Origin of the sequence: Catellatospora sichuanensis, assembly GCF_007483665.1 — a bacterium.
Taxonomy (GTDB): Bacteria; Actinomycetota; Actinomycetes; order Mycobacteriales; family Micromonosporaceae; genus Catellatospora; species Catellatospora sichuanensis.
Genome location: NZ_ML660185.1, coordinates 74,295 through 89,566, shown reverse-complemented (window position 1 = coordinate 89,566; position 15,272 = coordinate 74,295). Strand labels below are relative to the sequence as shown.

The 15,272-nt window shown below is 72.2% G+C and carries 17 protein-coding genes; 9 read left to right on the top strand and 8 right to left on the bottom strand.

What is annotated here, in order from left to right; translation table 11 throughout:
• The first annotated feature begins 3 nt into the window (after window positions 1–3).
• The 3 genes from FLL47_RS04325 to FLL47_RS04315 all read left to right on the top strand — a co-directional run bounded on the left by FLL47_RS04325 (window position 4) and on the right by FLL47_RS04315 (window position 2,453).
• Entirely contained in the window at window positions 4–654 is a 651-nt protein-coding gene (locus tag FLL47_RS04325) for an HAD family hydrolase (RefSeq protein WP_144119108.1), read from the top strand.
• 77 nt (window positions 655–731) lie between these two features.
• Entirely contained in the window at window positions 732–998 is a 267-nt protein-coding gene (locus tag FLL47_RS04320; RefSeq protein ID WP_144119107.1) for a hypothetical protein, read from the top strand.
• Window positions 999–1,136: 138 nt separating this feature from the next.
• A complete protein-coding gene (locus tag FLL47_RS04315) occupies window positions 1,137–2,453 on the top strand; it encodes a hemolysin family protein (protein ID WP_144119349.1) in 1,317 nt (438 codons plus the stop codon).
• Window positions 2,454–2,457: 4 nt separating this feature from the next.
• On the opposite strand, the gene FLL47_RS04310 is transcribed toward FLL47_RS04315, so the two are convergent.
• From FLL47_RS04310 to FLL47_RS04285, 6 genes are all read right to left on the bottom strand, one after another.
• Window positions 2,458–3,441, bottom strand: a complete 984-nt coding sequence (locus tag FLL47_RS04310) for a hypothetical protein (RefSeq protein ID WP_144119106.1) — start codon at window positions 3,439–3,441, stop codon at window positions 2,458–2,460.
• Between the two features lie 122 nt (window positions 3,442–3,563).
• A complete protein-coding gene (locus FLL47_RS04305) occupies window positions 3,564–4,037 on the bottom strand; it encodes an NUDIX domain-containing protein (RefSeq protein WP_144119105.1) in 474 nt (157 codons plus the stop codon).
• A 152-nt stretch (window positions 4,038–4,189) separates the two neighbouring features.
• Window positions 4,190–4,411, bottom strand: coding sequence for a hypothetical protein (locus FLL47_RS04300; RefSeq protein WP_144119104.1), 222 nt, complete (start codon window positions 4,409–4,411; stop codon window positions 4,190–4,192).
• A gap of 105 nt (window positions 4,412–4,516) precedes the next feature.
• Window positions 4,517–5,959: an Imm1 family immunity protein gene (locus FLL47_RS04295; protein ID WP_144119103.1), complete on the bottom strand. Its 1,443-nt coding sequence runs from the start codon at window positions 5,957–5,959 to the stop codon at window positions 4,517–4,519.
• 84 nt (window positions 5,960–6,043) lie between these two features.
• Complete coding sequence (locus FLL47_RS04290) at window positions 6,044–6,988, bottom strand: hypothetical protein (protein ID WP_144119102.1); 945 nt, start codon at window positions 6,986–6,988, stop codon at window positions 6,044–6,046.
• Window positions 6,989–7,051: 63 nt separating this feature from the next.
• Window positions 7,052–8,341: an ATP-binding protein gene (locus tag FLL47_RS04285; protein ID WP_144119101.1), complete on the bottom strand. Its 1,290-nt coding sequence runs from the start codon at window positions 8,339–8,341 to the stop codon at window positions 7,052–7,054.
• Window positions 8,342–8,399: 58 nt separating this feature from the next.
• Between FLL47_RS04285 and FLL47_RS04280 the strand changes: the two genes are divergently transcribed.
• The 4 genes from FLL47_RS04280 (at window position 8,400) to FLL47_RS04265 (ending at window position 11,660) form a co-directional block, all read left to right on the top strand.
• A complete protein-coding gene (locus tag FLL47_RS04280) occupies window positions 8,400–8,831 on the top strand; it encodes a hypothetical protein (RefSeq protein WP_144119100.1) in 432 nt (143 codons plus the stop codon).
• On the top strand, window positions 8,831–9,706 hold the full coding sequence (locus tag FLL47_RS04275) for a tetratricopeptide repeat protein (RefSeq protein ID WP_144119099.1): 876 nt from the start codon (window positions 8,831–8,833) through the stop codon (window positions 9,704–9,706). Before FLL47_RS04280 ends, FLL47_RS04275 begins: the two co-directional genes overlap by 1 nt.
• A gap of 50 nt (window positions 9,707–9,756) precedes the next feature.
• Window positions 9,757–10,770, top strand: coding sequence for a class I SAM-dependent methyltransferase (locus tag FLL47_RS04270; RefSeq protein WP_144119098.1), 1,014 nt, complete (start codon window positions 9,757–9,759; stop codon window positions 10,768–10,770).
• Between the two features lie 86 nt (window positions 10,771–10,856).
• Window positions 10,857–11,660 (top strand): PhzF family phenazine biosynthesis protein, encoded by an 804-nt coding sequence (locus FLL47_RS04265; RefSeq protein ID WP_144119097.1) that lies wholly within the window; start codon window positions 10,857–10,859, stop codon window positions 11,658–11,660.
• Window positions 11,661–11,682: 22 nt separating this feature from the next.
• On the opposite strand, the gene FLL47_RS04260 is transcribed toward FLL47_RS04265, so the two are convergent.
• Window positions 11,683–12,348 (bottom strand): MOSC domain-containing protein, encoded by a 666-nt coding sequence (locus FLL47_RS04260; protein ID WP_144119096.1) that lies wholly within the window; start codon window positions 12,346–12,348, stop codon window positions 11,683–11,685.
• A gap of 52 nt (window positions 12,349–12,400) precedes the next feature.
• On the opposite strand from FLL47_RS04260, the gene FLL47_RS04255 reads away from it, so the two are divergent.
• A complete protein-coding gene (locus tag FLL47_RS04255) occupies window positions 12,401–12,895 on the top strand; it encodes a GNAT family N-acetyltransferase (RefSeq protein ID WP_144119095.1) in 495 nt (164 codons plus the stop codon).
• 83 nt (window positions 12,896–12,978) lie between these two features.
• Window positions 12,979–14,448, top strand: a complete 1,470-nt coding sequence (locus FLL47_RS04250) for a serine/threonine-protein kinase (protein ID WP_144119094.1) — start codon at window positions 12,979–12,981, stop codon at window positions 14,446–14,448.
• On the opposite strand, the gene FLL47_RS04245 is transcribed toward FLL47_RS04250, so the two are convergent.
• Window positions 14,411–15,253 carry a DUF4184 family protein gene (locus FLL47_RS04245; protein WP_186315555.1) on the bottom strand — a complete coding sequence of 281 codons (843 nt, stop codon included), beginning with the start codon at window positions 15,251–15,253 and terminating at the stop codon, window positions 14,411–14,413. The two genes, FLL47_RS04250 and FLL47_RS04245, sit on opposite strands and share 38 nt — an antisense overlap.
• Window positions 15,254–15,272: the final 19 nt, after the last annotated feature.

The following is a 15,272-nucleotide window of genomic DNA, read 5'->3' as shown; positions in this document are numbered from 1 at the left end:
CAGATGATCAAGGCCGTGGTGTTCGACGTGGGCGAGACGCTGATCGACGAGACCCGCATCTGGAGCCGCTGGGCCGACCGCCTCGGCGTGCCCCGCTTCGCCATGCTCGGGCTGCTCGGCGGCATGGCCGCGATGGACCGCCCGCACGGCGACGCGTTCGCGCTGCTGCGCCCCGGCCTCGACGTCGACGCCGAGATGTCCGCCTGGGCTGCCGACGACCCTGACGGGCTGCGCGAGAACTTCGACGAGGCCGACCTCTACCCCGACGTGCGCCCGGCCTTCGCCGAGCTGCGCCGCCGCGGCCTGACCGTGATCATCGCGGGCAACCAGCCGCCGCAGGCCAAGGCCGCGCTGGAGCGGATGGACCTGCCCGTCGACGCGATCTACACCTCTGCCGAGTGGGGCATCGAGAAGCCCCACCCGAGCTTCTTCACCAAGGTCGCCGAAGTAGCGGACCTCACCCCGGCGGCGATCTGCTACGTGGGCGACCGGGTCGACAACGACGTGCTGCCGTCCACCCGCGCCGGCATGAAACCCGTCCTGGTCCGCCGCGGCCCGTGGGGGTACCTCGGCTCGGAGAAGCCCGAGGCGGCCCGCCACGCCACCATCGTCGACGGCCTCGACGCCCTTCCCGACCTGCTGCGCCCTGCCTGATCGAGTGCTGATTCGCCAACCGCCTGCGGCCCGCCGCCCGCGCTCCTAGCGTGGAGGTGATCCGTCGAGGAGGAGCGATGCCCAAGAACAACCAGTCCCGCCGGCACCCGCACCAGGACAAGCCGCGCCAGGCCCCGGTCGAGCAGGACCAGCCCGGCACGCCGCACGCCGAGCACGACCATGCGCCCGGCGAGCATGCCGCGTGGGCGTCCGAGCACGCACAAGAGCAGTCCCGCCAGCGCGCCATGGCGGCGCGGGAGAAGGCCACCCGTACCCAGATGTCGGTGGGCCAGGCCGGCGTGATGCGCCTGAAGAAGGGCAACCAGCCCCGCGGCGGCCGCTGACCGGTCCTCGCAGACCCGGCCCCAGGGCCGTGACCTGCTGCTACCGTTGACCGAATGGAAGGCTGTGATACCAGGCCGGGCCGAGGCCCGGCCTGCGCGTACCGGCGGACACTCCAGGCGGGCCTCAGGTGATCGATGGTGGGCGACCACTGGATCCAACTCGTGCTGGTAGCGGTACTGATCGTGTTGAACGCGCTGTTCGCCGGCAGCGAGATGGCGCTGGTCTCGCTGCGTGAGGGCCAGCTGCGCCGGATGGAGCAGCAGGGTGGCGGCGCCGCGGCCGCCGCGGCTCTCGCCCGGGACCCGAACCGGTTCCTGGCCACCATCCAGATCGGCATCACCCTGGCCGGTTTCCTGGCCTCGGCGACGGCCGCCATCGCGCTGGCCGAGGTGCTCCAGCCCGCGCTGGGCTTCCTCGGCCGCGCCGCGCGCCCGGCCGCGGTCATCGCCGTGACCCTGCTGCTGACGTTCCTCACCCTGGTATTCGGCGAACTCGCACCCAAACGCGTCGCGATGCAGCACGCCGAGCGGTGGGCCACGCTGGCGGGCCGCCCGCTGACCGTGCTCGCGACCATCTCCCGGCCGTTCGTCTGGGTGCTGAGCAAAGCCACCGACCTGGGCGTACGCCTCATGGGCGGCGACCCGCACCGCCACCGCGGCGACGAGATCACGCCCGCGGAGGTGCGCGACATGGTCAGCGTGCACCGCGGCTTCACCGCCGAGCAGCGGCTCATCATCGCCGGGGCCGTCGAGATCACCGAACGGGTCCTGCGCGAGGTGCTGATCCCGCGCCGCAACGTGTTCACCCTCGACGCCGACATGCCGGTGGAGGCGGCCCGCAAGGAACTCGCGGGCTCGGGATTCTCGCGGGCGCCCGTCGTGCGCCGCCGCAACCTGGACGACACGCTCGGCGTCGTGCACCTGCGCGACCTGCTGGCCGACGACGCGGCCGGCCTGGCCGACCTCGCCCGCCCGGCCCTGCTGCTGCCCGATTCCCTGCACGCCGCGGACGCGCTGCGCCGGTTCAAGGTCGAACATCAGCAGTTCGCGCTGGTCGTCGACGAGCACGGGGCGGTCGACGGCATCGTCACGCTGGAGGACCTGCTGGAGGAGGTCGTCGGCGAGATCTACGACGAGACCGACCGGGACGTGATGGCCGTGCAGCAGGGCGACGACGGCGACATGCTGCTGCCCGGCACGTTCCCGATCCACGACCTGCCCGACATCGGGGTCAACCTGGACGAGCGGCCCGGCGGCGACTACATCACCATCGCCGGGCTGGTCATCGCGATGCTGGGGCACGTGCCGACCCGGACCGGCGAGATCGTGCACCTCGACGGGTGGACCGCCCAGGTGACGTCGGTGGACCGGCACGCGATCACCGAGATCCGGTTGCGCCCCTGCGGCGGCCCGGCCGGCGACGCGCTGTGCCCGCCGAAGCCGCGTACCGGGTGACGCGTCACCGGATCCACGGCAGGTCCGCATCGGGTTCGAACAGCGCCGCGTACAGGGTGGTGTCGGTGCCGGCTCCGGTCAGCGCCAGCGGCACCCGCGTCGCGAGTTCCGCCTCGTCCAGCAGGATCAGCCCGTGCCGGGTGAGCAGGTGCAGCACCCGCTGCGCGACCTCGCCGTACCCGCGTCGCCGCGGCAGCAGCAGCCGTCGCGCCGCAGGCGTTTCCCCGAAGCGCAGCACGACGGCGTACGGGCCGACCATGGAAAGCCTGACCAGCAACGACTCAGGACCGGGCAGCACCAGGGTGAAGCACACGTCGCAGTTGACCTCGGTGTCGTCCTCGACCGGCCCCAGCGCCGCGAGCTCCTGGCACAGATCGCGATAGGGCAGCCGGTCCAACGCCGCGCCCACGAACGACCGGTTCGGCAGCGCCGGATCGCGGTACGCCGTCCTGAGGTCTTCGATGCACCTGGTGACCAGCGCCTGACGGGATCTGCTCAACGGCACCTCCGGCGGCGCACCGCCCCGGCTCGACGCCGTTCGCCTGATCCGCTTCGTCCGGCCGTGGCGCGCCAGCAGTTCCAGCACCACGGGCACTGTCGAGACCTCGGACAGCCGCCTCTGCAGCCAGTCGGTCCAGGTCGGAATCACCTCAGGGCCGAGGTCGGCAACGTCGCCGTGCGCTTCGCGGATCGCGTGTTCGGCGGCCCGGCGGCTCGCGTACGCACGGTCCTGCTCCTCGCGGGCCAGCGCCACCCACCGGTCCCGTCCCTCGCGGTCGATCCCGAGCATCTGCACCACGACCGCCATCATCAGGACAGGGTCGGCCGCGACCGTGGCCATCAGCTGCTCATGGCATTCCGGGCGGCCCATCGCCCGCTGGTAGAGAGGCCAGCGCTGGTGCTCGTCGCGCAGGTCGGCCGGCACCCGCACACCGACGCAACGGGCGAGCACCGTCAGCTCGCCGACGAACGCGTCCCAGCCCGCCACGACACGACCTCCTCATCGCCGAATCCGGCGGCCCGTCCACACCGGCCCGTGCGGTGGATCATCTCAGAACGCGCGTTCGGCCGGAGAACGGTTTTCGTGTGCGGCGCGAATCTGCACGGTCGTCAGCCCAGGTAGGGGGTGTCGCGGTGGTCGAGGTGGTGGCGCAGCCGCAGGCGGGTCGACTCGTGAATCGGCAGCGCGGCGAACTCGGCCGAGTCCACATAGCGCAGGTCGGTGGACTCGTCGCTGAGCGACAGGACGCCGCCGACGGCGCGAGCACCGAACACGATGCTGAACTGCTGGCGCACCTCACCGTCGCCGTACGCGATGACGTGCCCGGGGTCGGTGTAGACGCCGACCAGGCCGGTGATCTCGATGTCGAGGCCCGTCTCCTCGCGGACCTCGCGGACCACGCACTGTGCGAGGGTCTCGCCGACCTCCATCGTGCCGCCCGGCAGCGACCAGTTGCCCGAGTCGGCGCGTCGCTGCAGCAGCACCCGTCCCTGCCCGTCGACGATGACCGCGACCCCGCCGGGCACGATCCGGGTAGCCGTCGGCGCATCAGGATCGTGGTAGTGGTCCCGGCGAATGCTCATGCCGTCTTCGTACCAGGCAGGAACTCATGCAGAGCCGACGGTGGTGGCCTGCCGCCACCGGCCACGTCGGCCCTTGGCTCGCCGTGGCCTGACCAAACTGCATCGGATCCATAGGCCGCCGACCAGCGCATACGCGCAGGCTCAGGTCCTTGTCACAGCCATTCGATCCGCCAGTCCGAGGTGCGGAAGAGGGTCCTCAACTCCGCCATGTCCGCGGCCCAGTGGTCGCCGCCATCGGAAGGATTCTCGATGTCATCGACCATGAACACGTAGTAGCCGTGGGTCCGCTCGGCGTCGAAGTGAACGTGGATGAAGAAGCCCTCGTTCTCCCCGGCCAGAATCCGGCCGTGCCGGTCGAGGTGGATGTCCTCCACCGGTCTCACACCGTGCGCCCACTGATCATCAACACAGACTAGTCACCAGGCACCTCGGCCCGGTGCCGAGTCGCCGCTCGCGCCGCCGGCAAAGCCCCGTACAGCTCACGCAACACTTCGTTCCCCACCGTCGCCCAGCTTCGGACCCGTCGTCAGGTTCGGCAGTTCGCCGGTCGCGCAGTACCCTGCGAGCACGTCGATCGCGACCTCCATGGGAATCGCCGCGCTCGGCGGGAACACCGAACGTGCGCCGTCGGAGGACGCGACCGGCACCGTGCGCAGCCCTTCCGGCCCCATCGTCACCACGAGCGGCGGGGTGCCGTCGACCGGCACCGTCACGAGCAGGCTCTCCTCGTCACCGAGGCTGATGCTCACCGGCACGCCCACGCTGGGCGCGAAGTCCGCGAACCTCGGCAGGTCGACCGTGCTCAGGTGCAGGCGCAGTACCTGGTCGCGCAGCTGCTCGGAGGTCTTCACTGCGCAGCGCCTGGCCCCTTCGTCCCAGCTCAACACCCCGACGCCGACCGGCTCCAGGCGGGTCGCGGACTGCGGCTCGCGTTCTCGGATCGGCGATGCGACCGGCTGCGGGAGCGAGTCGGACTCCAACCAGTTGATGAGGATCTTGAAAGCCACTCCCGACAGCACCGTCCAGAAAACCAGGGCGATCGCCATGGGCGTGTAGCCCACCCCGGCGACCGGTGCCAGCCAGAGGATGAACGCGAAGCCCAGCACGAACCCGGCGACCGCCGCCACCAGCAGGCCATACGGCCAGACCTGCTGCCAGAGGTGACGCCTGCGCCCCGCCGCGGACGCGAACACCGGCCTCGGCGCCGCCGACTCCTTTCCCAGCCAGACCAGGACGAGCCTGAAGGCCACACCCCACACGACCAGCCAAAGTGCCGACACCACCACCACAGGTGTACCGCCCACCCCGATGACCGGCACCAGCCAGAGAATGAGCACGATGCCCGTCACGAAAGCGGCGAGCATCGCCACCAACAGGCCATACGGCCAGACCTGCTGCCAGAGGTGACGCCTGCGCTCCGCTGCGGACGCGAACACCGGCTTCGGACCGGCCGGCCGGTGGTCGAAGCCCTGCCCGTGCATGGCCCAATACATCAAAAAGATCATAAACACGAACACGTACCTGACCGCGGACAGCCAGGGAATGTCGAACCACGCCCGCGGAGCGGCCAACGCGAACACCACGAAGGAAACAAGCACCAGCACAACCACCGTGTACGAATCGGGCCGGAAGTCCGTGAGCGCCGTCCTGACAGCGAGCAACACGTCGCGGACCGACGAACCGGAACGGCTGCGGTCGCCGCCCTCCGCGATCTCCCTGTCCGCGCCCGGGATCCCCGCGCGGTAGGCGACCACGCGCTGCACGGCAAGCTGCACCGCCCAGCACACCATGACGACAACGCCAGGTGGAAGGTTGCCGTCCATCGGCACCAGCCGATAGATGACGACGATCGCCAGAATATTCGCCGCGAGGCCTGCTGCGAAAAGGATCCACGACCCGAAACGGGTCCACAGTCGACTCATGCCATTCGCCCCCGTGCCCTGCCGATCATCGGCGTCACCGTAGCGGCCAAACGCCAGCCCTCGGGACGGGCGACACCTGCTGCTTCAGGAAAGCGACCCGGTCGTCGTCGGCCCGAGCGGCTCACCGGACGGCCGGGTGGCACTACGGCCGGGAAGTTCGCCAGTGGTGAAGTATCGGTCGAGCACGTCGATCGCGACCTCCACAGCGATGGCCGATTCGGGCGGGAACACCACCGTGCCGTCCTCGGCGCGCCTGACGGGTGTGACGGCCAGGCCGTCCGGTTCCTTCGTCACGACGAGCGGGTCGCCGCCGACCGGCATGATCGTCACAAGGCTGTCCTCGCCGCCCAGGGCGACGCTGACCTGCGCTCCCACCGCCGGCACGAAGTCGACGATCCGCGGGATCTCCGCCGAACTGAGGTGCAGGTGCAGCAACTGGTCGCGCAGCCGTGCCGAGGTGTACACCGCACACTGCCTACTGCCCCCGTGCCACACCAACGTCGCGCCGAACCGGGGCGACGGAACGGGATGCGGTCCGCCCGAACTGCGCGTGGGCATCGCGGGTGCGGTCTGCGCGGCAGGTGCCGCCGGACGAGGCAGCGGCCCGATCCGTTTCAGGGCCAGCACAGCCGCGCCCAGGGCGAGCACGCACAGCGCCAGATCCATCACCTGTGGCCAAAACCAACCCCAGTCAGCTGGGACAAGCCGGTGCACGACGACGACGCTCACCGCGAACATCGGGAGCACCGACGCGAGCAAGGCGTATCGCCAGTACTGCCGCCGCAGGTGAAGTTCCGGCCGTACCGCACCTGCCCGCCGCTGCGGATCGTCGGACCGCTGAGCTGCCGCCCACTCCGACCAAAGCCGCAGGTAAACCCCCGTGCTGGCGAAAGCCGCAAAGCACGCCGCCTTGAAGGCCCCCCTCGCCACGATCCAGTCTTCTGGCACGTACAGCTCGATGCCGCGGTATCCGAGGGCGAAGATCCCGACGACCGCCACAAAGCCGACGGTCCACCACAACCGAACCATGCAGCGCCCCCCGTCCTGACGATGATCACGCAGACAGTAGCGGTGGCACGCCAGGCTGTGGGGTCAGAGCAGTTTCTGCTTCTTCAGGTAGCTGACCAGCTCGTCGTACGCGCCGCCCTCGTTGGCGAACATCGCCACGTTGCGGGCGGTCGTGAACCACGGACCGGTCGACGGGCGCACTTCGCGCATCGCCGCCTCGAAGTCGCGCTGCTCGATCATCCGCAGGTCGCCGCTGGTGATGGAGGCGTGCATGGCGTACTCGGTGGCGGTCTCGCACAGGTGCGCCAGGTCCGCGCCGGAGAACTGCTCCGTCGACGCGGCCAGCTTCTTCAGGTCGATGCCCGCGATCGGCCGCTGCCGCAGGTGGTACTCGATGATCGACCGGCGGGCGGCGGCGTCCGGCGGGGCGACCAGCACGGTGCGGTCCAGCCGGCCGGGGCGGCGCAGTGCCGGATCGACGTCCCAGGGGGCGTTGGTCGCGGCGAGCACGAACACGCCTTCGTTGGCGCCCTCCATGCCGTCCAGCTCGGCCAGCAGCTGGTTGCCGAGGGTACGCATCGCCGAGGACTTCATCTGGCTGCGCTTGTGCCCGAGCGCGTCGACCTCGTCGAGGAAGATCACGCACGGGGCGTTGCGCCGGGCCGTCTCGAAGATCTCGTGCAGGTTGCGCTCGGACTCGCCGATCCACATGTTCAGCACGTCGACCAGCGAGATCGTGGTGAACTTCGCACCCATCTCCCCGGCGACCGCGCGGGCCAGGAACGTCTTGCCGCAGCCGGGCGGGCCGTAGAGCAGCAGGCCGCCGCGCAGGCTCTTGCCGTACAGCTCGCGCAGCTTCGGGTTCTTCATCGGCGCGAGGAACGCCAGCTCCAGGCGCTTCTTCACGTCGACCATGCCGCCGACGTCGGCCAGCCGCACGTCACTGGTCTCGACGTCGAAGACCCGGTCGCCGTCGCCCTGCACGGCTTCGGGCTCGTCGTCGGCGGACGCGAAACGCGGCGGCACCGAGTCGGCGAACTGCGCCTCGTACGCCTTCCAGTCCAGCTCGCTGCGCGAAGCGACCGGCTGCCCGGTGTCGGCGGTCGGTGCCGCGCCCTCGGACCGCTCGGTGTCCGGCTCCGGCGAACCCTCGGGCTGCGCGGCGGCGGGTCGGGGGCCGCCGAGGGCGCGGGCCATCAGCGCCTGCGCCTGCTCGTGCTGCGGCTGCTGCGCCAGCACCGCCGCGAGCTGCGCGATCGCCTCCCCCGGCCGGTCCGCGGCGACCAGCAGCTCGGCGACGTGCAGCCGCAGCGGCACGTCGTCGGGGCGGGCGGCGACGGCCGCGAGCAGACTTTCGATCAGCGAGGAGCTCATGGCGTGCCATTATGCTGTGCCGGTTCGAACCGGCAACGCCCCTGCCCTAGGACCCCTCATGAACGACGACCTGTTCCGGCCGACCATCGGCTCCCGCCCGGTGCTCGCCGTGCCGCCGTGGCGGCCCTCCTCGATCGTCTACCCGGCGTTCTTCGGCGGTCCGCTGGCCGCGACGGTGCTCGGGGTGCTCAACGCGCGCCGGCTGTCGCTGGGCCGCAACCAGCAACTGGCCGTGGCCGCGGCAGGGCTGGCCGCCATCGTCGCCCGGCTGGCCGCGACCGGCCTGCTCGGCGGGCAGGTGGGGGCGCGGACCCTGGGCACCGTCTTCGGGCTCGCCGTCTGGGGCGTCGTCGCCGCGACCCAGAAGAAGGCGTTCCGGGCGTACGAGTACGGCGACGGCGAACCGGCGAGCCTGATCGGCCCCGGCCTGGCCGCCGTCATCGGCTGCGGCATCCTCGAGAACGTTCTGATCGCAGTGGTGGTGGACTGATGACCGAGCACGCCTACGCCCCGACGCTGATGCGCGCGCACGCGCTCCTGGCGGCCGACCGGCCCGAGGAGGCGCTGCGCGAACTCGCGGTGCTGACCGAGTCCGACGCCGTGTCGGCCCTGGTGTTCGAGCTGCGCGCGGCCGCGCTGCTGCAACTCGAACGCTGGGCCGAGGCGGGCGACGCGGCCCGCGCCGGGCTCGCCGCGGGCGGCCCCGACCCGGACCTGCTCTGCCAGCTCGGCCTGGCCGAATACCGGCTGGGGCGGCACGAGACCGCCGAGCGGGCGCTGCTCGACGGGCTCGCCATCGCGCCGGAGGACGTCAGCCTGCTGTGCGTGTACGCCCGGCTGTGCCTGGAGCACGGCCAGCGCGACAAGGCCCGCCGCCTCGTCGAACTGGCCGCGGCGCAGGACCCGGACTCCCCGACGGTGTACTCGACCCGGGTGCAGCTCGCCCACGCGAGCGGCGACGACGCGCTCGCCCAGCGGATCAGCCGCGAGTTCGTCGCCGCGCACCCGGAGAACGCGCAGGCGCACGCCCTGCTCGGCGGCACCAGCGCGGCCCGCGGGCAGGTGCGCTCGGCCTACTCGGGACTGCGCCAGGCGGTCGCGAACGACCCGGCCGACCGCGACTACGCCAAGGCCGCGTACGAGGCGCGGATCGCGCTGCATCCGCTGATGCTGCCGGTGCGCCCGTTCGCCCGGTTCGGGTCGGTCAAGACGTGGATCGCCGCCATCGTCGTCATCTACGGCCTGCGCGCCCTCGGGCTGTACCCGCTGGCGACGGTCGCCGGCCTGGCGTGGTTCGCGCTGTGCGTCTACTCGTGGGTTGTTCCGCCGCTGCTGCGCCGTTGGCTGATGCGCCGCTGGCGCTGACGCCCGGCGGGGCACCCGTGCGGCGCACGGCCGTGGCATGATCTGCGGCCATGCGTCTTCTCGACGACGAGGCCCTGCAACGGTCCTCGGTGGTGGCGAACAACTCGATGAACCGCGAGCGCGGGCTCGACGGCGTCAACAGCTACGCCCGCGACCTGGGCTTCCATCCGCTGGAACAACTCCGGCCGCGCCTCGCGGAGCACGGCGCGGCGGCGTGGCTCGACCTGTGCTGCGGCCAGGGCCGGGCGCTGGCCCAGGCCGCCCGCCAGGCGCCGGACGGCCTGGAAATGGTCGGCGTGGACCTGGTCGACCATTTCGATCCGCAGGCGGCCGGGGTGCACGGGCTGACGCTGGTCACCGCGTCGATCTCGCAGTGGCAGCCGGACCGGACGTTCGACCTGATCACCTGCGTGCACGGGCTGCACTACGTCGGCGACAAGCTCGGCATGCTGGCCCGCGCGCTGACCTGGCTGTCGCCGGGCGGCACGTTCGCCGCGCACCTGGACCTGGCCAGCATCCGGCTGGCCGACGGGACACCCGCGACACGGCTGGTCCGCCGGCTGCTGCGCGAGGCCGGGGTCGCCTACGACGCCCGCCGCCGCATCGTCACCCGCACCGGCCCGGCCGTGCTGGACCTGCCGCTCGAGTACGCCGGGGCCGACGACCAGGCCGGCCCGAACTACACCGGCCAGCCCGCCGTCGACTCCTACTACCGCCCGCTGCGCACCGGCACCCGCCCCGACCCGGTGCCACCGCCGCGCCGCGCGGTGGCCGTCGACGACAGGGGCGTGCGCGTCGCGTACGACGACTCGGTCTTCGAGGTCGAGTGGCGCGACGTGTACCGCGCCTCGGTCTCCCGGTTCGTGGTCGAGATCGCCGACATCGACCACCTCGAACTGACCGTCGACCTCGTGTACGGCCACCACCTGACCGTCCTCGACAGCGACGGCGGGTTCGCCGCGGCCGTGGCCGAGTTCGCCCGCCGGTCCGGCCGCCCCGCGCCCGACCTGTCGCAACTGCGGTCCGGCCACGACGACATCGAGCTGTGGCAGCAGGACCGCTGACCAGGCCCCGCGCGGCGACACCGCCCGGTCCACCGGCCCGCGATTGGCCGTACCTCCGCCGGCGCCTGCCGGGTTAAGGTGCCGATATGCGGATCAGGATCATCGACGCGTTCACCGACCGGCCGTTCGGCGGCAACCCGGCCGGGGTGGTCGTGCTCGACGCCGACACGTTCCCGGACGAGTCGTGGATGCAGCACGTCGCGGCCGAGATGAACCTCGCCGAGACCGCGTTCGCGCACCCGCGCGGCGGGCGGGACTGGGCACTGCGCTGGTTCACGCCGCTGTGCGAGGTGAACCTGTGCGGCCACGCCACCCTCGCCATGGCCCACGCCCTGGTCGAGGACAAGCTGATCGGCGACCTGGTCGCGTTCGACAGCCGCAGCGGCATCCTGACCGCCGCCGTCGCCGAGGACGGGGCCATCACCCTGGACTTCCCGGTGTCTCCGCTGACCCCCGTCGGGACCGACGGTGTCGCCGAGGCACTGGGCGCGCCGGTGCTCGCCGGGTACGAGACCGGACCGGCGCTGGGCGACCTGCTCGTCGAGGTCGCCGACGAGCAGACGGTCCGCGGCCTGCGGCCGGACATGGGCCTGGTCGCGGCGCTGGCCACCCGCGGGGTGATCGTGACGGCGGCCGCCGCCGACCCGGCGTCGGGATACGACTTCGTGTCGCGGTTCTTCGGCCCGGCCGTCGGCGTGCCGGAGGACCCGGTGACCGGCAGCGCCCACACCGCGCTCGCGCCGCTGTGGGTGCCGCGGCTGGGCCGCGACGAACTGGTCGGGCTGCAGGCCTCGGCCCGGTCCGGGCTGGTCCGCACGACGCTGCGCGGCGACCGCGTCGAGCTGACCGGCCGCGCCGTCACCGTCCTCGACGGCACCCTGCAAGCCTGAATCAGGCCAGCGGGACCACGACTCAGCCTTCCTGCTTCGCCGCGCGCACGCGCGCCTTCTCCCGGACCTTCTCGGGAAGGGCCTCGGCCACCAGCAGTTCAGGCAGCAGCTCCGGCTCCAGGGTCAGGGCGCGAAAGGTCAACGCCACCGTCACGTCGTGGTCGGGGCGGTGCAGCACGGTGACCGGGTCGCCTTCCTTGACCCGGCCGGGCACGACCACGCGCAGGTACGCCCCCGGCAGCGCGCGCTGCGTGAACGTCTTGATCCAGCCCTGTTCGCGCATCTGGTCGGCGAACGTCCGGCACGGGATGCGCGGCAGCGCCACCTCCAGCACCGCCTCGTCACCGACCTGCCACCGCTCGCCGATGCGCGCCCCGTTGACGTCGATGCCGGACGTGGTCAGGTTCTCCCCGAACATGCCACCGGCGATCTCCCGCCCCAGCTCCGCCGCCCAGCCGTCGAGATCCTCCCGGGCGTACGCGTACACGGCCTGGTCGTCGCCGCCGTGATGCCGCCGGTCGCAGATCTCGTCACCGACCACGCCGCTGCCCAGCCCGCCCTCTTGCGGCCCCGGCGCGCGCAGCTCGACCGCCCCGTCGACCGGGTGCTTGTCGATCGCGGTGACGCCGACGTCGGCGGCGTCGCAGTGCCGGGCCTTGCCCAGGTTGACGGAGAGTACGGTGCCCATCCGGCCAGCCTAGTGGGCCTCGTCCGGACGGTCATCCAGGTATCGTCACGCCATGATCCGCCCCGCTGTGCCGGCCGACGTCCCGGTGCTCATCGACCTGATCCGCGAGCTGGCCGAGTACGAGAAGGCCCCGCAGGAGGCCAAGGCAACGCCTGAGCAGCTGCACGAGGCGCTGTTCGGCCCGCACCCCGCGGCGTTCGCGCACCTGGCTGTCGACGACGAGACCGGTGAGCCGGTCGGCATGGCGATGTGGTTCCTGAACTTCTCCACCTGGCACGGCGTGCACGGCGTCTACCTCGAAGACCTGTACGTGCGTCCGACCGCCCGCGGCCGGGGCCACGGCAAGGCCCTGCTGCGCGAGCTGGCCCGCATCTGCCGCGAGCGCGGCTACACCCGTCTGCAATGGTGGGTTTTGAACTGGAACGCGCCCGCGATCGACTTCTACCGCTCGCTGGGCGCCCGGCCGATGGACGACTGGACCGTCTACCGGATGGAAGGCCAGGCGCTGGCAGAGCTCGCCGGTGTCCGGATCGGATCGGACAGCTGACCCGGCCCGCACGAGCGCGGCGCTGCGACGTGCGGTGACCACGGCGTTTGACTGGCGGCGGCCGATACTCAAGGCTTCTGCGCATGCTTGATCCGGGGCTGACGCTCGGCGGCCGATACACGCTGCGGACTCTGATCGCCCGCGGCGGCATGGGCGAGGTGTGGAGCGCCGAGGACACGGTGCTGGCCCGCCGGGTCGCGGTGAAGGTGCTGCTGCCGAACCTGGCCGCCGACCCCGGGTTCGCGGCCCGGTTCCGGGCCGAAGCGCAGGCGATGGCGGCCCTCAGCGATCCGGGCATCGTCGAGATCTACGACTACGGCCAGGCCGACGGCATCGCATACCTGGTGATGCAGTTCGTCGAGGGCGAGTCGCTGCTGTCGCTGGTGCGCCGGGTCGGCCCGCTCGCACCGGCCCGTGCGATGCGGCTGCTGGCCCAGGCCGCCGACGCCATTCACGCCGCGCACCTGCAGGGGATCGTGCACCGCGACGTGAAACCGGCGAACCTGCTGCTGCGCCCGGACGGGCGGCTGGCGCTGACCGACTTCGGCATCGCCCGGATCGTCGCCGCCGACCGGCTCACCGCCGCGGGCGAGATCTTCGGCACCGCGTCCTATCTGGCCCCGGAGCAGGTGACCGGCTCCGACATCGGTCCCGCGACCGACGTGTACGCCCTCGGCGTGGTCGCCTACGAGATGCTGACCCAGCACCGGCCGTTCGCCGGGGACACCCCGTTCTCGGTGGCGCTCAAGCACGTGCACGAGCAGCCGCCGGAGCTGCCGCCGAGTGTTCCCGAGCCGGTCCGGGCGCTGGTCATGCGGGCGCTGGCCAAGGACCCGGCACAGCGGTGGCCCAGCGCGGCCGCGCTGGCCAAGGCCGCCTCGGCGGCGATCAAGGACATGGACGGCCAGGCCGCAGCCGGTGCTCCGGCCCCGGCGAACCCTGGTGCCGAGGCACAGGCGACGGCGCACCCGGCGCTGCCACGAGCCGCGGCCGAGGGCGGATCGGTTGTCGCACCCTTCGCCCGCCGACGGAGGCCGGTGCCGGCCGGTGTGGCGGCCGCGCTGTCGCTGGTGGCGCTCGCCGCCATCGCGCTGTCCCGGGGCGGGGCCGGGGACCCGCTGTCACAGGGCCCCGAACATTCCCCGCCGGTGGCCGCGTCCGGCTCCGGCCCCGCGGGCACGACCCAAGCGGCGGCCCCCGTCGTGGGTACGACGCCGACGCACCGGGCGTCCCCGGCCACCCCCGGCGGGGCCGAGCCGTCGGACGCCCCCTCGAACCCGCCCGCGCCCGACCCGGCCGCGCCCGCGAGCCCGGCCGCCTCGCCGAGCCCGCAGTCCACGGCCCGGACCGTGCCGGCCATGTACGGCTGGCGGGAGGTCGAGGTGACTGCGGAATTGAAGCGCCTCGGCCTGGTGGCGGACATCAGCTACCGGGCGACGCCCGACAAATGCCACGTCCTCGAGCAGACGCCGGTAGGCGGCACCGTCCTCGCGGCGGGGTCCACCGTCGAGATCGTTATCGCGACCGCCACCGGCGTCTGCAAGGTCGTCTGATCCGCACGGCGAGGGCCCCGATCAGGAGTGCCGCGGCGCCGACGTGCAGCAGCCGTACACCGGTGGCCGCCGGGAGCCCGGCACCGGGTAGCGACGGCACCACCGCCAGGCCCGCCAGCGCCGAGGCGGCCACTGCCGCCCAGAAGACCCGGGGCTGGGCCTCGATCAGCCCCGACCGGCCGCTGACGCCGGTGCCGGTGCCGGTGCCGGTGTCTGTTGCGTCAGCATTTCCAGTGGCACTGGCAGCGCCCATGGCAGTGACCATGACCTGGTCGCACCCGGATCGCCGTCCGGCGCGGGAGGCCACGGCGAGCACCACGGCCGCGCCGACGACGGTGCTCGCCAGGTCCGATACCGTCCACCAGGCGAGCGGAGAGATGTCCGACCATCGCACACCGAACACGGCGTGGATCCAGCCGTCGGTGTGCGTGAACCGGTCCCACCCGATGTGACTCATCGCCCCCAGCAGGCACGAGCCGACCGTGATCCACCAGCGGTGGCGGTGGTGGCCGAGCGCGGCGTACGCCCGCCAGGCGAAACGCCGGCTGTCGGGCAGGTGCACGGCGACCGTGCCGACCGAGCGCCGGACCACCCACGTGTACGCCAGTGCCACCGGCAGGCACCACCACACCAGCGCCTGCCACGTGTGCGTGTCGGCGAACAGCCGCCCGTCCGCGTCCAAGGCCAGGTAGGCGACGTCGGGCGCGACCGCGCCGGCGGACAGCGCCACGCCGTCGAACCAGCGCGGCCGCCACAGCTTCAGCGGCAGCACCGGCGCCAGGTGCGAGGGGAACGTCAGCGGCACCGCGGGAGCATAACCACGG